Annotated in this window: 11 protein-coding genes; 6 read left to right on the plus strand and 5 right to left on the minus strand. The window is 60.2% G+C overall.

Translation table 11 applies throughout. From position 1 onward, the window contains the following. Window positions 1-85: 85 nt before the first annotated feature. Window positions 86-4,753, plus strand: a complete 4,668-nt coding sequence (locus J1G37_RS24330; RefSeq protein WP_207045872.1) for a hypothetical protein — start codon at window positions 86-88, stop codon at window positions 4,751-4,753. Between the two features lie 54 nt (window positions 4,754-4,807). On the opposite strand, the gene J1G37_RS24335 is transcribed toward J1G37_RS24330, so the two are convergent. From J1G37_RS24335 to J1G37_RS24355, 5 genes are all read right to left on the minus strand, one after another. Beyond that, window positions 4,808-5,185 (minus strand): response regulator, encoded by a 378-nt coding sequence (locus tag J1G37_RS24335; RefSeq protein WP_029290496.1) that lies wholly within the window; start codon window positions 5,183-5,185, stop codon window positions 4,808-4,810. Between the two features lie 78 nt (window positions 5,186-5,263). Next, window positions 5,264-6,457: a hybrid sensor histidine kinase/response regulator gene (locus tag J1G37_RS24340; protein ID WP_207045874.1), complete on the minus strand. Its 1,194-nt coding sequence runs from the start codon at window positions 6,455-6,457 to the stop codon at window positions 5,264-5,266. Further along, the gene (locus J1G37_RS24345) at window positions 6,451-7,056 is read right to left on the minus strand and encodes a chemotaxis protein CheB (protein ID WP_207045876.1); all 606 of its coding nucleotides are present in this window, start codon (window positions 7,054-7,056) and stop codon (window positions 6,451-6,453) included. Before J1G37_RS24345 ends, J1G37_RS24340 begins: the two co-directional genes overlap by 7 nt. Further along, window positions 7,053-7,868 (minus strand): protein-glutamate O-methyltransferase CheR, encoded by an 816-nt coding sequence (locus J1G37_RS24350; protein WP_032865050.1) that lies wholly within the window; start codon window positions 7,866-7,868, stop codon window positions 7,053-7,055. Before J1G37_RS24350 ends, J1G37_RS24345 begins: the two co-directional genes overlap by 4 nt. A 15-nt stretch (window positions 7,869-7,883) precedes the next feature. Further along, window positions 7,884-11,381 carry a response regulator gene (locus J1G37_RS24355; RefSeq protein WP_207045878.1) on the minus strand — a complete coding sequence of 1,166 codons (3,498 nt, stop codon included), beginning with the start codon at window positions 11,379-11,381 and terminating at the stop codon, window positions 7,884-7,886. Between the two features lie 287 nt (window positions 11,382-11,668). Here J1G37_RS24355 and J1G37_RS24360 point away from each other — a divergent pair, with 287 nt between their 5' ends. The 5 genes from J1G37_RS24360 to J1G37_RS24380 all read left to right on the plus strand — a co-directional run bounded on the left by J1G37_RS24360 (window position 11,669) and on the right by J1G37_RS24380 (window position 15,903). Continuing rightward, window positions 11,669-12,028 (plus strand): response regulator, encoded by a 360-nt coding sequence (locus J1G37_RS24360; protein WP_207045880.1) that lies wholly within the window; start codon window positions 11,669-11,671, stop codon window positions 12,026-12,028. A 390-nt stretch (window positions 12,029-12,418) separates the two neighbouring features. Beyond that, a complete protein-coding gene (locus J1G37_RS24365) occupies window positions 12,419-13,819 on the plus strand; it encodes a DUF1254 domain-containing protein (RefSeq protein ID WP_207045882.1) in 1,401 nt (466 codons plus the stop codon). A 72-nt stretch (window positions 13,820-13,891) separates the two neighbouring features. Continuing rightward, window positions 13,892-14,935: a hypothetical protein gene (locus J1G37_RS24370; protein WP_207045884.1), complete on the plus strand. Its 1,044-nt coding sequence runs from the start codon at window positions 13,892-13,894 to the stop codon at window positions 14,933-14,935. 12 nt (window positions 14,936-14,947) lie between these two features. Next, window positions 14,948-15,688 carry a DUF2092 domain-containing protein gene (locus J1G37_RS24375; protein WP_207045886.1) on the plus strand — a complete coding sequence of 247 codons (741 nt, stop codon included), beginning with the start codon at window positions 14,948-14,950 and terminating at the stop codon, window positions 15,686-15,688. Next, complete coding sequence (locus J1G37_RS24380; protein ID WP_207045890.1) at window positions 15,685-15,903, plus strand: hypothetical protein; 219 nt, start codon at window positions 15,685-15,687, stop codon at window positions 15,901-15,903. Before J1G37_RS24375 ends, J1G37_RS24380 begins: the two co-directional genes overlap by 4 nt. The last annotated feature ends 54 nt before the right edge of the window (window positions 15,904-15,957 follow it).

Genomic DNA, 15,957 nt, shown 5'->3' on the forward strand with positions numbered 1-15,957 from the left:
CTGCTTCGGTACACGAATAGGGACGCCCTGGCCAAAACTGCTGGCGGGCGGGTGCCTTATTCCACGTCCGCAGCGAGAGTGTCCGATGTCTCTTTCAGCCAGCCGCCTTCCCAACAATGTTGTCGCGCCGCACGCACCGCTCACGGCCGAACCAACGGCTCCAGCGTCCTTCGCTCACAGTCCGGCACGCACGCCGCAAGCCGAAGGCGACAGCCAACTGGCGGGTTTGTATGCCACCAGTTTGCTTGCCGGCCGTGGGACGATCGGCGCCCTCGGCCAACAGCCAGTTGAGCCGATCCCGCCGCGCTCGACGTACGGGCAGTGGCGTCAACATCTGGCGAGCCTGCTACAAGCGCCTGACTTCACGAGTTGGGCGCGGCAAAACAACATTGACCTCTCCCAGCCCATCCGGTTTTTCCCGCCGTCGGCCACCATCCAGGGTTTCGCCTCTATGACGGTCAAGCCGCCGGCGGGTGAGGCCTCTGCTGCGCCGAACCCAAGCACCTATTTCGGCGCCTTTGTGGGCAGCGCCGCCCACACCCTGCCCTTGTCCTGGCCGCTGATCATGCAGGCGGCCAGCGTCCTTGCGAATGGCCAGGTCACCGTGTCCGCTCCCACGGGGAGCGCGGCGACGGTGCGAGAAGTGGCGGCGTTCTATGGCGAAACCCTTCCCTCCTCCGAGAGCGCAGTCACTGAGCGCGTTGCCCAGTTACAGCAGCAACAGGCCTTTGGCGAACAACCTGACAACACCGACACGCTTGAACACCAGCAAGGGCAGATGGGGGACTTGAATAACCGCAACACGTTCAGCAACAAGGTCATCGACCCATTGTTGTCATCGTTGGTCTCGGGCGCCGAGGGCGACGCGCTTGCGCGCTCGCTGGAGAACACCTCGATGCCGGTGGATCCGAGCTCGTCGTATTATCGCGAGCAAGGAATGACGCCTGGCGCCACCGTCAGCCTCAAGCGCTTTATTGAGGATAACGGCTGGTTGATGCCAACGACGCTGGACGAGTTGCGCAACCTTTACAGAAGCGCCACATCGGCCACGCCCGCCAGCCCGTTGTATGGCGATTTGGGTGGGGCGTTGTCGTGGCCGGTGCCTCCCAGCAAAAAAGACCAACTGGCGAGTTACTACCATCCGCTACAGATGGTGCCGAGGGGCGAGCAACACGGCCTGTTCAATCAATTGACACGCAACCTGGTACTGGACAAATCGACACTGGCCCGGCCCCGCAGGGTCATTGAGGACATCGTCAACTCAAAGGCCGGGCAAGATCTGGGCAAGGCACTGCAACATAAACACGGCACTATCCCGGGCGAATCCGGTGTTCGCGATTGGCTGCTCGCAGCGCTGCAGCTGTCCCTTGACCAAGAGACATTGCTGGACCGCTCCGGCCACTCTGCCCGCAACACCGTCGCCGGATTTAACCTGGCCAGCCCTGAACACATCGGCAAGCACCCCTCGACAATCACCCAGGCACTTGCCGAACACCTGCAAGGCCTACAAAGAACCAGCGCCGAGTTTGCCCCAGTAGCCACCCACTTGCTGCTGGCCCATCGGGCGCCGGCCTTTCTGGTGAAAGACATCCCTGCCAGCATCACCTATGGCTCCCATTCATGGCTCAGCCTGACGGTCGCCGTGGCGCGCCTGGAGGCCAAGGCACCGGGCTCGACGGCATTGATGACGTACGCCCAGGTGATGCAGCAAGCGGATCTTGCGCCCATCACCGCCCAAGAACAGGCCGTCGAATACACCGCTCAACACACCGCGCTCACGGATTGGGGCGTGGCCAACGGGATAATTGCGGTAAACGCCAAGGATGAGTACTCGCAGGCACAGATGACCACCGTGCGCACGGCATTCGCCAAGCAAATCGAGGAGTTGAGCAGCGCCTCAAACACCTTTGCCACCGACATGCCAACGCGCCGTGAATTGGCAATCCAGGCACTGAAGAAGGCATATGGCGAAGATATCGACTATGAAAAACCGTGCATCGAGTCTGAGACCAAGGCACAGGACCGGGATGATGTGGGCCCGCACTCCATCGTCGATATCTATCTGAACCGGGGCTTTGAAGGGGCCCTCGGCCGCGGCTGGAGATCCACGGACCCCAGCGTGCCGATTGATCGCCTGAAAGTTTCGCGTGACTTGCCGAATATCGACGAGGTCTTTGCCAAGGCCTTTCCTGCGTACGCCAGCAACATGGAGAAAGCCATTGGCACCCAGGTGAAGCATCTGATTGCCACGCTGCCCCTTGAAGACCGCAGGAACATCGAGCAAGGCAAGCTCGACATCTTCAAGGAGGTGCGGGTTAAAACCGATAATTTCGGCGTGGTCACCAAACACACCGTGCCCCACAACAACAGCCTTCTGCTCAGGCTAGAGCGCAACGGCGCCGCCAACGTCTACGAGATCAACCTGCAGCAAAACACGATTCGCAAGCGTGAGGACAAGCAAAACGTAGTGCCCGGCGAACGGGTCGAGGGAACCCGGGCGGGCATTACAGCTTCTGAGTATCCCCGGGTGGTGCCTGAGGGCCGCTACGCAGCAACGATGACTGATGAGAAGCCGCAGGCGGATGCCAGCATTCCCAACAGTTATGCCAGTGACCGAACCGCCTACATTGGCGCGGCGTTAGTGAAGAGTGCCGATATCCGCGGGTTTGAAGGCCAGGCGCGGGGTCAGACCACGTTTGAAAGCCGCCAGCCATTTTATAAAAAAAGCCGGGAATTCCTCCTGAACCTGGTGCCGCTGTATTCGGCAGTGAAGAACTTCCAGGCCGGCAACATTGGCGAAGGCATCCTCGACTTGGCGCTTGATGCCTTCGGCTTCCTGGTCGGCGCCGGCGCTGCGGCCAAGGGCGCCAAGGCATTGCAGGCGGGCGCCACTGCGGCTGCCCGCATCGGTCGCGCTGCCAGGATCATCGGGCGAGCGGCAATAGGCTCGCTCAACCCGCTGGACGGCGTGGGCGCATTGCTGTCGAACCTATTGCGCGGCGGGAAAAAAGGCAGCCTTCAAGCCTACCGTCTGTTGCGGGGTAATGCCGACAGCTATGACCTGCTCAAGGCCAGTAAGCACTACGACGCCAGCGCGGTAGGCACATTCAAGATCGAAGACACCATCGTCGAAGGACCGGCCGTGCTGACCCAAGGCAAGTGGCACGCCTTTGATACGTTCAGCGGGCAGCCTTATGGCAAGGCGTTGGATGACTTCCAGCCATCGATCCGCGCCAGCGAAACCCAATTGGCCCGCTGGGCACCGAGTGCGCCGACGATATCGAAACAATCGTCGCGTATCCGTGAGGACTGGTCAGCGCTGGTCAAGCAGCACAAGGCAGCACCTGACCCAGAGGACTTCCTGCGTGGTTACAACGAGGGCGACCCTCGGACCATCGCGGGCTACCGCAGCGACATGAAGTCCCAAGACGTCATGAAGCTGGCGACCACCCGTCAACTGACGCCCGCCGAGATCGGTACCCTGGTTCGCCAGGAAGAACGCTTGGCCGTGCAACATGGTTTCAAAGGCGTCAGCCGATTCTATGAAAGCATCAGCGCTGCCGGAGGCAGTTTCATACCCGCCCCACAGGTGTTCTACCTCAGCCAAACCAACCCTTTATCCCAAGGGCAATGCGCGGCTTTGTCGCGGCTGATGGCCAGCGCCATGGAGCAAGGCACCGAAACTACGTTGATCGGCAACCTGTTCACCGCCGCCGCCAACCCCACTGCACCGGCATCGCGGCGCTTCATCTCGCAATTGACCGACGTGCAAAAACAGCTGACCAGCCCAACCCTGTTTCATGCCGGAAAACCACGCCGGCAGCTCAGCCATACAGCGCTGCTTGACGAACTGAGCAATGCCGATGGCCCGAAAACACTGATGATCAGTACGCCTGGCCACGCGATGACGGCCGGTGTCGTGGGTGAGGGGCTCAATAGGAAATTCTACTTTTATGACCCCAACTTTGGCCTCGCGACGTTCACCAGCCCACAAGCGATGAAACGCGGCCTGGAAAAGGTATTTACCGACAAGCACCTGCCGGTGCAGTACAGGACGCACAGCAGCGATCCCCGCAGGCTGGAGTTTGAAGTCAGCGTGAGTGACGATTCGTGGAAGCGCACTACCAGTATCCCGGACAGCACGGTCAAAGAATTGACCGAAAAACCGCTGTCAATAAAACTCGGAGCCGCGCCGGATTCTCCTCCTCGCGCGTCCAAACCCAAGGACCTGCCTCCCGACAGTGGCACGCCGTTGGCACCGGTAAAATCCGAGGTGTTCATGGGGCAGTCGCACACACTGACCGACCGCACCTCGATCCTCAAGACCGATGGGCTCAGTGACTGCTCGGCGGTGGTTGTGCTCTCGAATTTGCAGGACGGAATCTATCAGAAGCGAACGCTCGTGCATCTGACTGGCAGTAACCTGGAGCAGCCGGTGAACAACGCACGCGATGGGTTTGCATGGCTGGACGAGATGAAAAACGACTTGGCGCACGGCGGCAAGGTCATCTTTGTCGGGGGTTCTGAGACGCGAAGCGTGGTTGGCGTTGCGGGGGCAATCGGGCAAACGGACAAGCACGGCAGGCAACCACTTCTGGAACTGCTGCAGCGCAAGGACATATCCGCGACCTACGCCAGCTCTGTGGGTGTTGAAGTTCACCCGGACGGCACGTTCAAGCTGCGTGACGATGATGGCGCCGGTGTTTTCGATGCGAAAAAGGTCAAAGACATCCTCGACTTTGCCAAGGATTGAGACGTTGACAACCGCACTGTCAGGGCTGGGCTGCCCCGCCCTGACAATTCACACTCAGGCCAGCAGTCGCTGGATATGCTCGTGCAACGTGTCCAGATCGAACGGCTTGGCCAGGATCGGTGCGTTGCGCGTGATCGGGCTGTTGCAGTCGAGGATTTCCTGCGGGTAACCGCTGATGAAAATGACCTTCAATTCCGGGCGCAGCTTGATGGCCGGTTCCGCGATCTGCACCCCGGAAATGCCGCCGGGCAGGCGGTAGTCGGTGACCATCAGGTCCAGGTGTGGCTTGGACGCAAGGATTTCGAAGGCCTGCTCCCCATCGATGGCCTTCAACACACGATAACCAAGCCCGGCCAGGTACTCACCCAGCACAAACATAATCGATTCGTCGTCTTCGACGATCAGTACAACATCTTGTGCATCTTCACTCATGGGAAGCCTTTGTCCGGTCAATAGCTGCAATTACGACCATGGGGTCACGCAGAGGTTGCGTCGAGCTGACGATTGATTTCATGGCGTGGCCTCAAAGGGCAGGCACACGCGGAACAGGGCGCCCTCGCCGATCTGGCTCTCGACCTCGATGGTGCCGCCATGAGCGGCAACGATCTGCTCGGAAATAAACAATCCAAGGCCCAGGCCTGCCGCCACTTGGCTGGCGGACACGCGCTCGAATTGCTGGAAAATACGCTTCTGGTTGTCTTCGCTGATGCCGATACCACGGTCGCGCACTTCTACGCGCGCTTCCCCGTGCTCACTGTAGACCCGCACGTCCACCGGGCTTTTTGCCCCGTAGCGCAAGGCGTTGGTCAACAGGTTGGTGACCACTTGCTCGATACGGAACTCATCCCAGTTACCTTCCACCGGCCCCACGGCGTCCAGTTGCATGGACGAACCGGCCGCTGCCACCTGCTGGGCGAAGTTTTCCACGAGGTTGCGCACCAGCTGTGCAAGGTCGAAACGCGCCGGGCGGATCGACAGTTTGCCAGTACGGATACGCGACACATCGAGCATGTCCTCGATCAAGCGGATCAGGCTTTGGATCTGGCGCTCATCGCGGTCAACCATGGCGTGCATCTTGTCCAGGGTAAACGCCGCGGCGTTATCCCGGGCCAGGTGCATCTTGCGCAACTGGGTTTCGAGGATCAGCCCGTTCAAGGGTGTACGCACTTCATGGGCGACGATCGACATGAAGTCGTCACGCATGCGCACCGCTTGCTCCAGCTCGGCCTGGGTGGCCTGCAAGCGCGTAAGCAACAGCTCTTGTTCGTGACGGCTGCGCTCCAGGGCTTCGACCTGTAGCTTCATCGCCTTACTTTGGCGGTACAGGTCAACGAACACATTGACCTTGCTCTTGACCGCGTGGATGTCCAGCGGCTTGTGCAAGAAGTCTACCGCGCCGCTTTCATAACCTTTGAAGGCATAGTTGAGTTCGCGGCCAGCGGCACTGACGAACACAATCGGGATGTTCTTGGTCTTTTCGGTGCCGCGCATCAACTCGGCCAGCTCAAAGCCATTCATGCCGGGCATCTGCACGTCGAGGATCGCCATGGCGAACTCGTGCTCCAGCAACAGCGACAAGGCTTCGTCGGCACTCAATGCCTTGAACACCTGGCGATCCTCGCGCTTGATCAGCGCTTCGAGGGCCAGCAGGTTTTCCGGCAGATCATCGACGATCAGCAGTTTGGCCTGGACAGTACTTAACATGGGGAATATTCCAGGGAAGCCAACAATAAGCCAATCTGGCTCAGCGAAAGAATGTGGTCAGGGGTATGCAGCGCCAGGGCCGCGCGGGGCATGACGGCAACGCGAGCCTCTGTGGGGTCTTGCACCACCGTAGTACCCCCCTTTTGCTTGACCTGGGCCAGGCCGCGTGCGCCGTCTTGGTTGGCGCCGGTCAACAGGATCGCCAACAGGCCACTGCCATAGGTATCGCCGGCGGACTCGAAGAGAAAGTCGATGGCCGGGCGCGAATGGTGCACACGGTCTTCCTGGCTCAGGGACAGGCTGTGATCGTGCTCTACCGACAGGTGATAGCCAGGTCCGGCAAAGTACAGGGTGCCGGGCTTGATCATTTCCTTGTCGCGCGCCTCGACCACCGGCATCGCCACGCGCCGGTCGAACACTTCAGCCAGATGGCTGCGACGCTCGTCCGGCAGGTGCAGCACCGCGATGATCGGCAGGCCGAAACCCACGGGTAGCTCACCGAATACCGTCAGCAACGCCTCGACGCCGCCCGCGGACGCGCCGATGACGATAGCCTCTATGCCCGGAACCAGCGTCCGGTTGGCAGCCGCTTCATTCATAGTTTGCGGTAGATCCGTTCTTGCTTGACCAAGGGCTCGAATTGCTTGCTGTAGGCGGAAAAATCCAGGGTCTCTTTGCTGCCCAGCACCAGGAAGCCGCGATGACACAGCGACTCATGAAACAGTCCAAAGGCTCGATCTTGCAACTTTTTATTGAAATAAATCAGTACGTTACGACACGAAATTAATTGTGTTTCTGAGAATACGCTATCGGTTGCCAAGCTGTGATCGGCAAACGTCACGTTCTCGCGCAGGCTCTTGTCGAATATCGCGTAATCGTAAGCCGCCGTGTAGTAGTCGGCAAATGAACGTTGCCCACCGGCCTGCTGGTAATTGGCGGTGTAGGCGCGCACGTTCTCCAGGGAAAAGATCCCCTGCTTGGCTTTATCCAGGGACGCCGGGTTGATGTCCGTGGCATAGATGATCGTACGCTCCAGCAAACCCTCTTCCCTAAGGAGGATGGCCATGGAGTACACCTCCTCCCCCGTGCTGCAACCGGCAATCCAGATCTTGATCGACGGGTAGGTCTTGAGCAGCGGCACCACCTCCTGGCGGATCGCCAGGAAGTGCGACGGGTCGCGAAACATCTCGCTCACCGGGATCGTCAGGAATTGCAGCAACTGCATGAACGCCGCCGGGTCGTGCAGCACCCGTTCCTGCAACGCCGAGATGGTGGCGCAGTCGAACTGGCGCAACGCATGGGCCACGCGCCGTTTTACCGACGCGCCCGAGTAGTCGCGAAAGTCATAGCTGTACTTGAGGTAAATCGCCTCGATCAACAGGCGCAGCTCGATATCGCTGCTTTTATCCAAAAAACTTCGCTCCACTTAAATGCGTTCCATCTTCGGTAGCCATACGCGAATCAGTGAGAACAGACGGTCCAGATCAATTGGCTTGGCCAGGTAATCGTTGGAACCTGCGGCAAGGCAGCGCTCCTGATCGTCCTTCATGGCCTTGGCCGTCACGGCGATGATCGGCAGCTTTTTCCAGCGCGGGTCCTGGCGGATCAAGGCGGTAGCCTCGTAACCGTCCATTTCCGGCATCATCACGTCCATCAGCACCAGGTCGATATCGTCGACTTCATTGAGTTTGTCGATGGCTTCACGGCCGTTTCGCCCGATCACCACCACGGCGCCTTTGTGCTCCAGGGCGCTGGTCAGGGCGAAGATGTTGCGCACATCGTCGTCCACCAACAGGATCTTGCGCCCTTCAAAGACCTTGTCGCGGCTGCGGGCGGTCTTGAGCATCGTCTGGCGGTCATGGGACAGCTGGGATTCGACTTTGTGCAAAAAGAGTGTGACTTCGTCCAACAGGCGCTCCGGTGAACGGGCGCCCTTGATGATGATCGAGCGTGAATACTTGCGCAGCTCGGCCTCTTCGTCGCGGGTCAGGTTGCGCCCGGTGTAGACGATCACCGGCGGGAACGAGCAGATGTCCTCGGTAGCCATGCGCTTGAGCAGCTCGTTGCCGAGCATGTCCGGCAACTTGAGGTCGATGATCATGCAGTCGTAGACGTTGGTGCGCAGCAGGTCCAAAGCGGCCTGGGCGCAGCCAACGTCGGTGATTTCAATGTCATCGTCGCCGATCAGGCGGGCAATGCTGTCGCGCTGCAGGTCATCGTCTTCCACCAGCAATACACGCTTGACCTTCTGGGTCAGCTTGGCCTCCAGGCGGGCGAACACGTCCTTGAGCTCTTCGCGGGTGGTGGGTTTCACGGCATAGCCGATGGCGCCCATGTGCATGGCGGCTTCGACGCGGTCCTCCACGGAGATCACGTGCACCGGGATATGTCGGGTATTGGCGTGTTCCTTGAGGCGTTGCAACACGGTCAGCCCGGAATGGTCCGGCAGGCGCATGTCCAGCAGGATCGCGTCGGGAATGTATTCTTCGGCCAGGCTGTAGCCTTCGTCCGCGCCGTGGGCCACCAGGCAGTTGTAACCCAGCTCGTGGGCCAGGTCGAAGAGGATGCGGGCGAAGTTCGGCTCGTCTTCCACCACCAGGATGCAGCGGGTGGTGAACGGTGCCTTGTCACGGTCATCGGCGAAGCGCGGGATCAGGTTGGTATCGGCTACCGGCAGCGGTGAAATCTTCACCGGCGCCGGTGCGGGCGCCATGACGACTTGGCGTGTCTGCTCAATCGGCGCAGCGTCTTCGTCGCGCTCGACGTACTGCTCCGGCAGCACCAGGGTAAACAGGCTGCCCTTGCCGGGCTCGCTGGTCACGCTGATATAACCGCCGAGCAGGTTGGCCAGGTCGCGGGAAATCGACAGTCCCAGGCCGGTGCCGCCATAACGACGGTTGGTGGTGCCGTCGGCCTGGCGGAAGGCTTCGAAGATGCTTTCCTGCTGGTCTGGCGCAATGCCAATCCCCGAATCGCGCACGGTAAAGGCGATGCCCTCCCCTGGCGCGCGGGAAACAGACAAGCTGACTTCACCCTGCTCAGTGAACTTGACGGCGTTGGACAGCAGGTTCTTGAGGATCTGCTCCAGACGCTGACGGTCGGTATACAGCATGAGCGGTGTATCGGCCTGCACCTCGACCTGGAAGCCCAGCTTGCGGTCGGCCGCCAACGGTTCGAACATGCCGCGCAGGCCATCCACCAGGCGTGCGACGCTGGAGTTCTCCGGACGTACTTCCAGCTTGCCGGCCTCGACCTTGGAAATATCCAGGATGTCATTGATCAGGTTCAGCAGGTCATTGCCGGCGGAATAGATCGACTCGGCAAACTTGACCTGCTCGGCGCTCAGATTGTCCTGGGGGTTTTCCGCCAGCAGCTTGGCCAGGATCAACGAACTGTTCAGCGGCGTGCGCAGTTCGTGGGACATGTTGGCGAGGAATTCGGATTTGTATTTGCTGGAGCGCTGCAGTTCGTCGGCACGGTCTTCGAGGTCGTGCTGGGCCTGGCTGAGTTCAACGTTCTTGCGGTCCATGGCGTCGCGCTGGTCGGCCAGGGTCTGGGTTTGCTCGGCCAATTGTTCGTTGGTCTGCTCCAGCTCCGCTTGTTGGGTTTCCAGGTGAGCCTGGGATTCCTTGAGGATGCGCGACTGCTCTTCCAGCTCTTCGTTGGCGGTCTTGAGCTCTTCCTGCTGCACTTGCAGCTCTTCGTTGAGCTGCTGGGTCTCGGCCAACACTTCCTGCAAGCGCTGGCGATAGCGGGCGGCTTCGATGGAGGTGCCGATATTGCCAGCGATCAATTCCAGCAATTCGACGTCACGTTCATCCAGTGGGCGCAGGAAGCCCAACTCGATCACCCCGTTGACGCGCCCATCGTCGCTGGTCGGCACCACCAGCACACTGCGGGTCGAGCCTTCGCCCAGGCCGGAGCTGACTTTGAAATAGTCCACCGGCACATCGTCCAGGCGAATCAGGCGATCCAGCTGGGCGGCCTGCCCAACGATGCCTTCGTCGTTGTAAATCGCTTGCTCCAGTTGTTCCTGTTCGCGGGAGAAACCATACGTCGCAACACGCTTGAGACCGCCGTGTTCTTCACGCACGTACAGCGCGGCCACGGCCGAGCCCATGTACTGGGCAAAGAATTGCAGGATATTGCGACCCAGCATGTTCAGGGTCAGTTGTCCCAGCACCTGTTCTGCCAGTTCGGTCTGGCCGTTGCGCAACCAGGCCTGCTGTTCCAGGCGCCGTGCGATCTTCTGCTGCGACGCGAGGTTGTCGCCATAACTCTTTGACAATGAAATTAAATTCTTCCTGCCGATATACGCCAGAAAACCACTGAGCCCCAGTACAAACGCCAGGTACAGAATGACGCTGACAACGGTCGTACGGGTGACTTCCTCGTTACGGGTGATACGGAACTGCTGCTCCATCGCCACCGCGTCGTCGTACTCCTTGCGAATCTCATCAGTGAGGCGCTTGCCTCGGCCGGCTTTTACCGCACTGCGGTAGTCGCCGCTGGTGCGCTGCATCTCAATCATCGACTCGGCGTACTTGTTCCACTCGGTCTGCAAGGCTTCCAGGCGCTTGAGGCGATCCACCTGCTGGGGGTTGTCCGCGACCAGGTCCTGTAAGTTGCGCAAATCGGCAATGATCCGCGGCTTGGCCACTTCATACGGGTCGAGAAAATGCTCGTCCCCCGTGATCAGGTAACCGCGCATGCCGGTTTCCAGGTCCACCGTCAGTTTTGACGATTCATTGAGGTTATTGATGACCCGGTCGGTGTGCTCCACCCACTGGATCACCGTTAGCAGATACGTAATCAGGCAGCCGAAAAACACTGCACTGAGCACGCCCACACCCAAGGGCAGCGCCACATTTCGGCTTAACAGGTTACGAAAGCTTTTTTCATCGACGGACGACGCAGGTGTCATGGGCATGCCTTGGCCAAGTGCGGAAACCCGGGAGTTTGCCCCAAAGGTGGGCCAGAGGCCATGTTTGCCCGTGGTTTTTACCGCAATGACTGCACATTGGCGCAAGGACGGGCAAAGATTGAACGGCGACAAATTGGCGGCAGCCCACAACACACTCGGGACATTCCCGCTCGTCACAGTCACAATGCCAGCAATTGTTCGGAACTTGCTGGCATGCTCACCACTCACTACAGAGTTGCCTTCCACCCCATCAAGACCAACACCTTCATTTTTCAGGAATTTTCACTATGCCCGCTGCCTCCACCATCCTTGTAGTCGAAGACGACGCCATCGTGCGCATGCTGATCGTCGATGTACTCGAAGAGCTGGAGTTCAACGTGCTTGAAGCCGCCGACGCCGCAGAAGCCTTGGCGGTGATCCAAAACGCCGCCCAAGTGATCGACCTGATGATGACCGACGTCGGCCTGCCAGACATGGACGGCAAGCAACTGGCGAACAAGGTGCGCGAGCTGCGCCCTGTCCTGCCCATCCTGTTCGCCAGCGGCTATGCGGAAAACATCGACGTGCCGCCTGGCATGCAGGTGATTGGCAAGCCGTTCTCCATCGATCAGCTGCGCGACAAAGTCAAATCGATGCTGCCCGCCTGAAAACCGTGATATCTCCCACACCAAGCAACTAATTCGTTCGGATAGCTAGCGTGTCGGAATTTAACTGCTAGCTTCAAACGACATGCCCTACACGGCTTAGTGAATAGGGCTGCCCGACCCCATCCCTTCCTGCACGTTCGGGCCCGCGTCCAAGGAATTGGGGAAATCGCCTGTTCAGGTCATCGACTGCACTGGCAGTGCTGCTGCGCGGGACATTGCCTGTCGCACCGTCGGATTTCATCGACGCCTCGCCATGCAGCCTGCCGGAGAGGATGGCTTGCCGCAGTTCATGTTGTTCGCAGGGATTAACGTGACGTTCGGCAAATAAACCGGTTAACTCGGCGCCTTCATCCCACGCCCTTAAAAAGATCTCTGGAAGGACGCAACAACATGATTGGAAAACCGACGCGCCTGCTGTTGGCGAGCCTCTCGATACTCATGAGCACCGGCGCCCTGGCCGACTTCACCGCCTCCCCGGCCGAGGCGCGGGCGATTGCCAAGGAAGCCTACCTGTACGGCTACCCGGTAGTGGCGATGTACAAGACCCTCTACACGCAGGCCGTGGACAAAGGCGGCGCCAACTTCAAGGCGCCGTTCAACCGTATTGGCAATACCGCCCAGGTGTTCAGCCCCAAGGACACCGCGTTCGTCACCCCGAACTCGGACACCCCCTATTCGTTCGTGTGGATGGACCTGCGCCGCGAACCCCAGGTGCTGACCCTGCCGAAAATCGACGACAACCGTTACTACTCGGTGCAGTTGATCGACCTGTACACGCAGAACTTCGCCTACCTGGGTACCCGCAGTACCGGTAACAACGGCGGCCACTACATGGTTGCCGGCCCGGACTGGAAAGGCCAGCAACCGGTCGACATCGACCGTGTGGTGTACAGCGAAAGCAACATCGCCTACGCGCTCTATCGCACCCAGCTGTTCGATGACAAAGACCTGGGCAAGGTCAAGCAGATCCAGGCCGGCTACAAAGTGCAGCCCCTGAGCAGCTACGTGAAACAACCGGCGCCGGCCGCCGTGCCGAAGATCGCGTGGCCCAAGCCCACGGCCACCATGACCGAAGGTCCGCAGCTGTTTCGCTACCTGAACTTCATGCTCGCTTTTGCCGCCCCCCAGGACAGCGAAAAAGACCTGCTGGCGCGTTTTGCCAAGATCGGCATCGCCCCCGGCGCGCCGTTCAAGACCAACCAGTTGACGGCTGAACAACGCAAGGCCCTGGAAGACGGGATCGCCGATGGCCGCGCCGAGTTTGCCGCGTTCAAGAAAGACAAGATCGACACCCATCAAGTGTCCAGCGGCGACCTGTTCGGCAGCCGTGACCGCCTGAAAAACAACTACCTGTACCGCTACGCCGGCGCCGACCTGGGGATTTTCGGCAACTCCACCGATGAAGCGATCTACCTGAGCTACTTCGTCGACAGCGAAGGCAAACCGGCCAACGGCGCGCGCCACAGCTACACCGTGCACTTCGCCAAGGACCAATTGCCGCCCGCCGAAGCGTTCTGGTCGCTGACGATGTACGACGCCAAGACCAAGTTGCTGGTGCCCAACCACAAGAAACGCTACCTGATCAATTCACGGATGCTGCCCGACCTCAAGTTGGACGCCGATGGCGGCCTGACCCTGGCCTTGCAACACCACGAGCCGCCGAAAGCCGAACAGAGCAACTGGTTGCCGGCCCCGCCGGGGCCGTTTTATGCCGTGCTGCGTATTTACCTGCCCAAGCCTGAGGTGGGTAACGGTCAATGGAAGCTGCCGCCGTTGACACCGCTTAAGTAACACCACGCGCCCGGCTGATCTAGGCCGGGCGCGTCCCCCGATTTCAGGCCGTTTACAAGGATATGTAACGCCATGATTTCACTTGCCCGCTTGTGTGCTTCACCGCTGCTCTTCGGGATACTCTCCAGTTGCGGCGTATCCGCGGCCAGCCTGCCCGACCTCGGCAGCACACCCGCCGCCCCCAAGTCCGACCCCGAAACCTGCCATCGCCTGCAACAAGACTTCGATATCGACCTCAAGCAAGTGGTCAAGGCCGGGTGCGACCCTTCCACCGAACAAATCGCCAAGCTGATGGACAACCCGGTGGGCAACCTGGTGCTGCTGTTCAACCAGTTCGACTACAGCGCGCTCAAAGGCCCCCACAGCAATGGCACGCGCTACCTGGGCAAATACAGTTTCATGCCGACCTTCCCGATTTCCATCGGCGAGGATTGGAACCTGATCAACCGCATCCCCCTGAGCTACGTCAGTGCCCCGGTCAATGCCAAGGCCGGCAACCTGATCGGCATGAGCCCCTATGGCGTGTTGACCGACCGCGATTTCCCCGCAGTGGTCAACGATCCGTTCGATCGAACCTCGGGTTTTGGCGACATGGCTTATGTGGGCGTGTTCTCGCCCAAGCAGCCAATCCGTTTTGCCAACGGCGGCAAGCTGGTCTGGGGCGTTGGCCCGACAGCGATGTTTCCCACCGCCGAGAAGGACGTGCTCGGCACTGGTAAATATTCCCTTGGCCCGGCATTCGTTGCGGCCTACCTGGGCGAAGACTGGACCCTGGGGTTCTTCCCGCAGCACTGGTGGTCGGTGGGCGGCGACTCGCGGCGCAAGGACGTCAGCCTGACCAATATCCAATACTTCATCCAGCGCGCCATTCCCGGCCCCAGCCAATGGCGCGTCGGCATGACGCCTAATGTCACGGTGGACTGGAAAGCCGACGGCGGTAACCGGGTCAACTTCCCGATTAGCCTTGGCGCAGGACGCATCGTCAATTTCGGCAAACTGCCGGTGCGTATCTCCGGTGAAGTGCAGTATTCGGTGATCCATGCCGACGATCAGATCAGCCCGCGCTGGAATTTCCGCCTGTCATTCATCCCGGTGATTCCAACCTTCATGCTGTGAACGAGGTGCGCCATGTCCCGCTTTCATTGCTCACTGATGTGCCTGGCACTGCTGGCCACGACCGCATCGGCCGACGAACTGGAACCCAAGGCCCTCGCCGCCCTGGACCAGATGGGCGCCTACCTGCGCAGCCTGCAACAGTTTCGCCTCGACGCCGGCAGCCACACCGACCAGGTCCTGGAAAACGGCCAGGTTATCGAATTCAGCCATCAGGCCCGTTTACTTGCACGCCAGCCGGACAAGCTGCGGGTCTCGCTGGAAAGCGACGGCAAGCGCCGCAGCCTGTCCTATAACGGCAAACGCTTCACCCTGTATGACAGCCGCAGCGGTTACTTTGCCAGCGAAGCCGCGCCGGCCAATATCAGCGGCTTGCTCGACCAGCTAAGCGAACGCTACGGCATCGAACTGCCCCTGGCCGACCTGTTCCGCTGGCACCCCGGCACCGCCAAGGACGTGGGCATCAGCAGTGCGCTGCTGATCGGCAGCGAAACCCTCGATGGCCACGCCTGCACCCACTACGCCTATCGCCAGCCGGACATCGACTGGCAACTGTGGGTGCGCCAAGGGCCGCGGCCCCTGCCCTGTCGCCTGGTCATCAGCCGTCGCGACACGCCTGAGCAACCACGGCACAGCGTCAACTATCACTGGCAACTCGACAGTGCTATCAAGCCCCAGGACTTTGAATTTGTCCCGCCACCCGGTGCCCGCGCGGTGCCCCTGCAACAGCTGGCGCCACAGGGAGAACGGCCATGAAAACCACGGCGACGGTCTTGCTGGTGTTGCTGGTCTTGCCCCTGGAAGCCCAGGCCTGGCAGGTGCGTGGCGGTGGCGGCGCACGGACCTTCGTGGTGCCCCATGGCGGTGGCGGGTATCGGCCACCGCCATGGGGCACCACCCGTCTCTTTTACACATCTGACCCCGCCCCCGAAGAGGGAAAGGGGGATGTCGGTGGGGCCCCCGGCTCTTGAAAAAAAAAACAAATAGACGCAGCGGGGTGGACGAGCACTGACATAATGGTAGCA

The organism is Pseudomonas sp. Marseille-Q1929 (assembly GCF_017316265.1).
Taxonomy (GTDB): Bacteria; Pseudomonadota; Gammaproteobacteria; order Pseudomonadales; family Pseudomonadaceae; genus Aquipseudomonas.

Bases quoted from the DNA above. Each gene is read 5' to 3' on its own strand.
- J1G37_RS24330 (WP_207045872.1), top strand. From the start codon at position 86: ATGTCTCTTTCAGCCAGCCGCCTTCCCAACAATGTTGTCGCGCCGCAC.
- J1G37_RS24335 (WP_029290496.1), bottom strand. From the start codon at position 5,185: ATGAGTGAAGATGCACAAGATGTTGTACTGATCGTCGAAGACGACGAA.
- J1G37_RS24340 (WP_207045874.1), bottom strand. From the start codon at position 6,457: ATGTTAAGTACTGTCCAGGCCAAACTGCTGATCGTCGATGATCTGCCG.
- J1G37_RS24345 (WP_207045876.1), bottom strand. From the start codon at position 7,056: ATGAATGAAGCGGCTGCCAACCGGACGCTGGTTCCGGGCATAGAGGCT.
- J1G37_RS24355 (WP_207045878.1), bottom strand. From the start codon at position 11,381: ATGACACCTGCGTCGTCCGTCGATGAAAAAAGCTTTCGTAACCTGTTA.
- J1G37_RS24360 (WP_207045880.1), top strand. From the start codon at position 11,669: ATGCCCGCTGCCTCCACCATCCTTGTAGTCGAAGACGACGCCATCGTG.
- J1G37_RS24365 (WP_207045882.1), top strand. From the start codon at position 12,419: ATGATTGGAAAACCGACGCGCCTGCTGTTGGCGAGCCTCTCGATACTC.
- J1G37_RS24370 (WP_207045884.1), top strand. From the start codon at position 13,892: ATGATTTCACTTGCCCGCTTGTGTGCTTCACCGCTGCTCTTCGGGATA.
- J1G37_RS24375 (WP_207045886.1), top strand. From the start codon at position 14,948: ATGTCCCGCTTTCATTGCTCACTGATGTGCCTGGCACTGCTGGCCACG.
- J1G37_RS24380 (WP_207045890.1), top strand. From the start codon at position 15,685: ATGAAAACCACGGCGACGGTCTTGCTGGTGTTGCTGGTCTTGCCCCTG.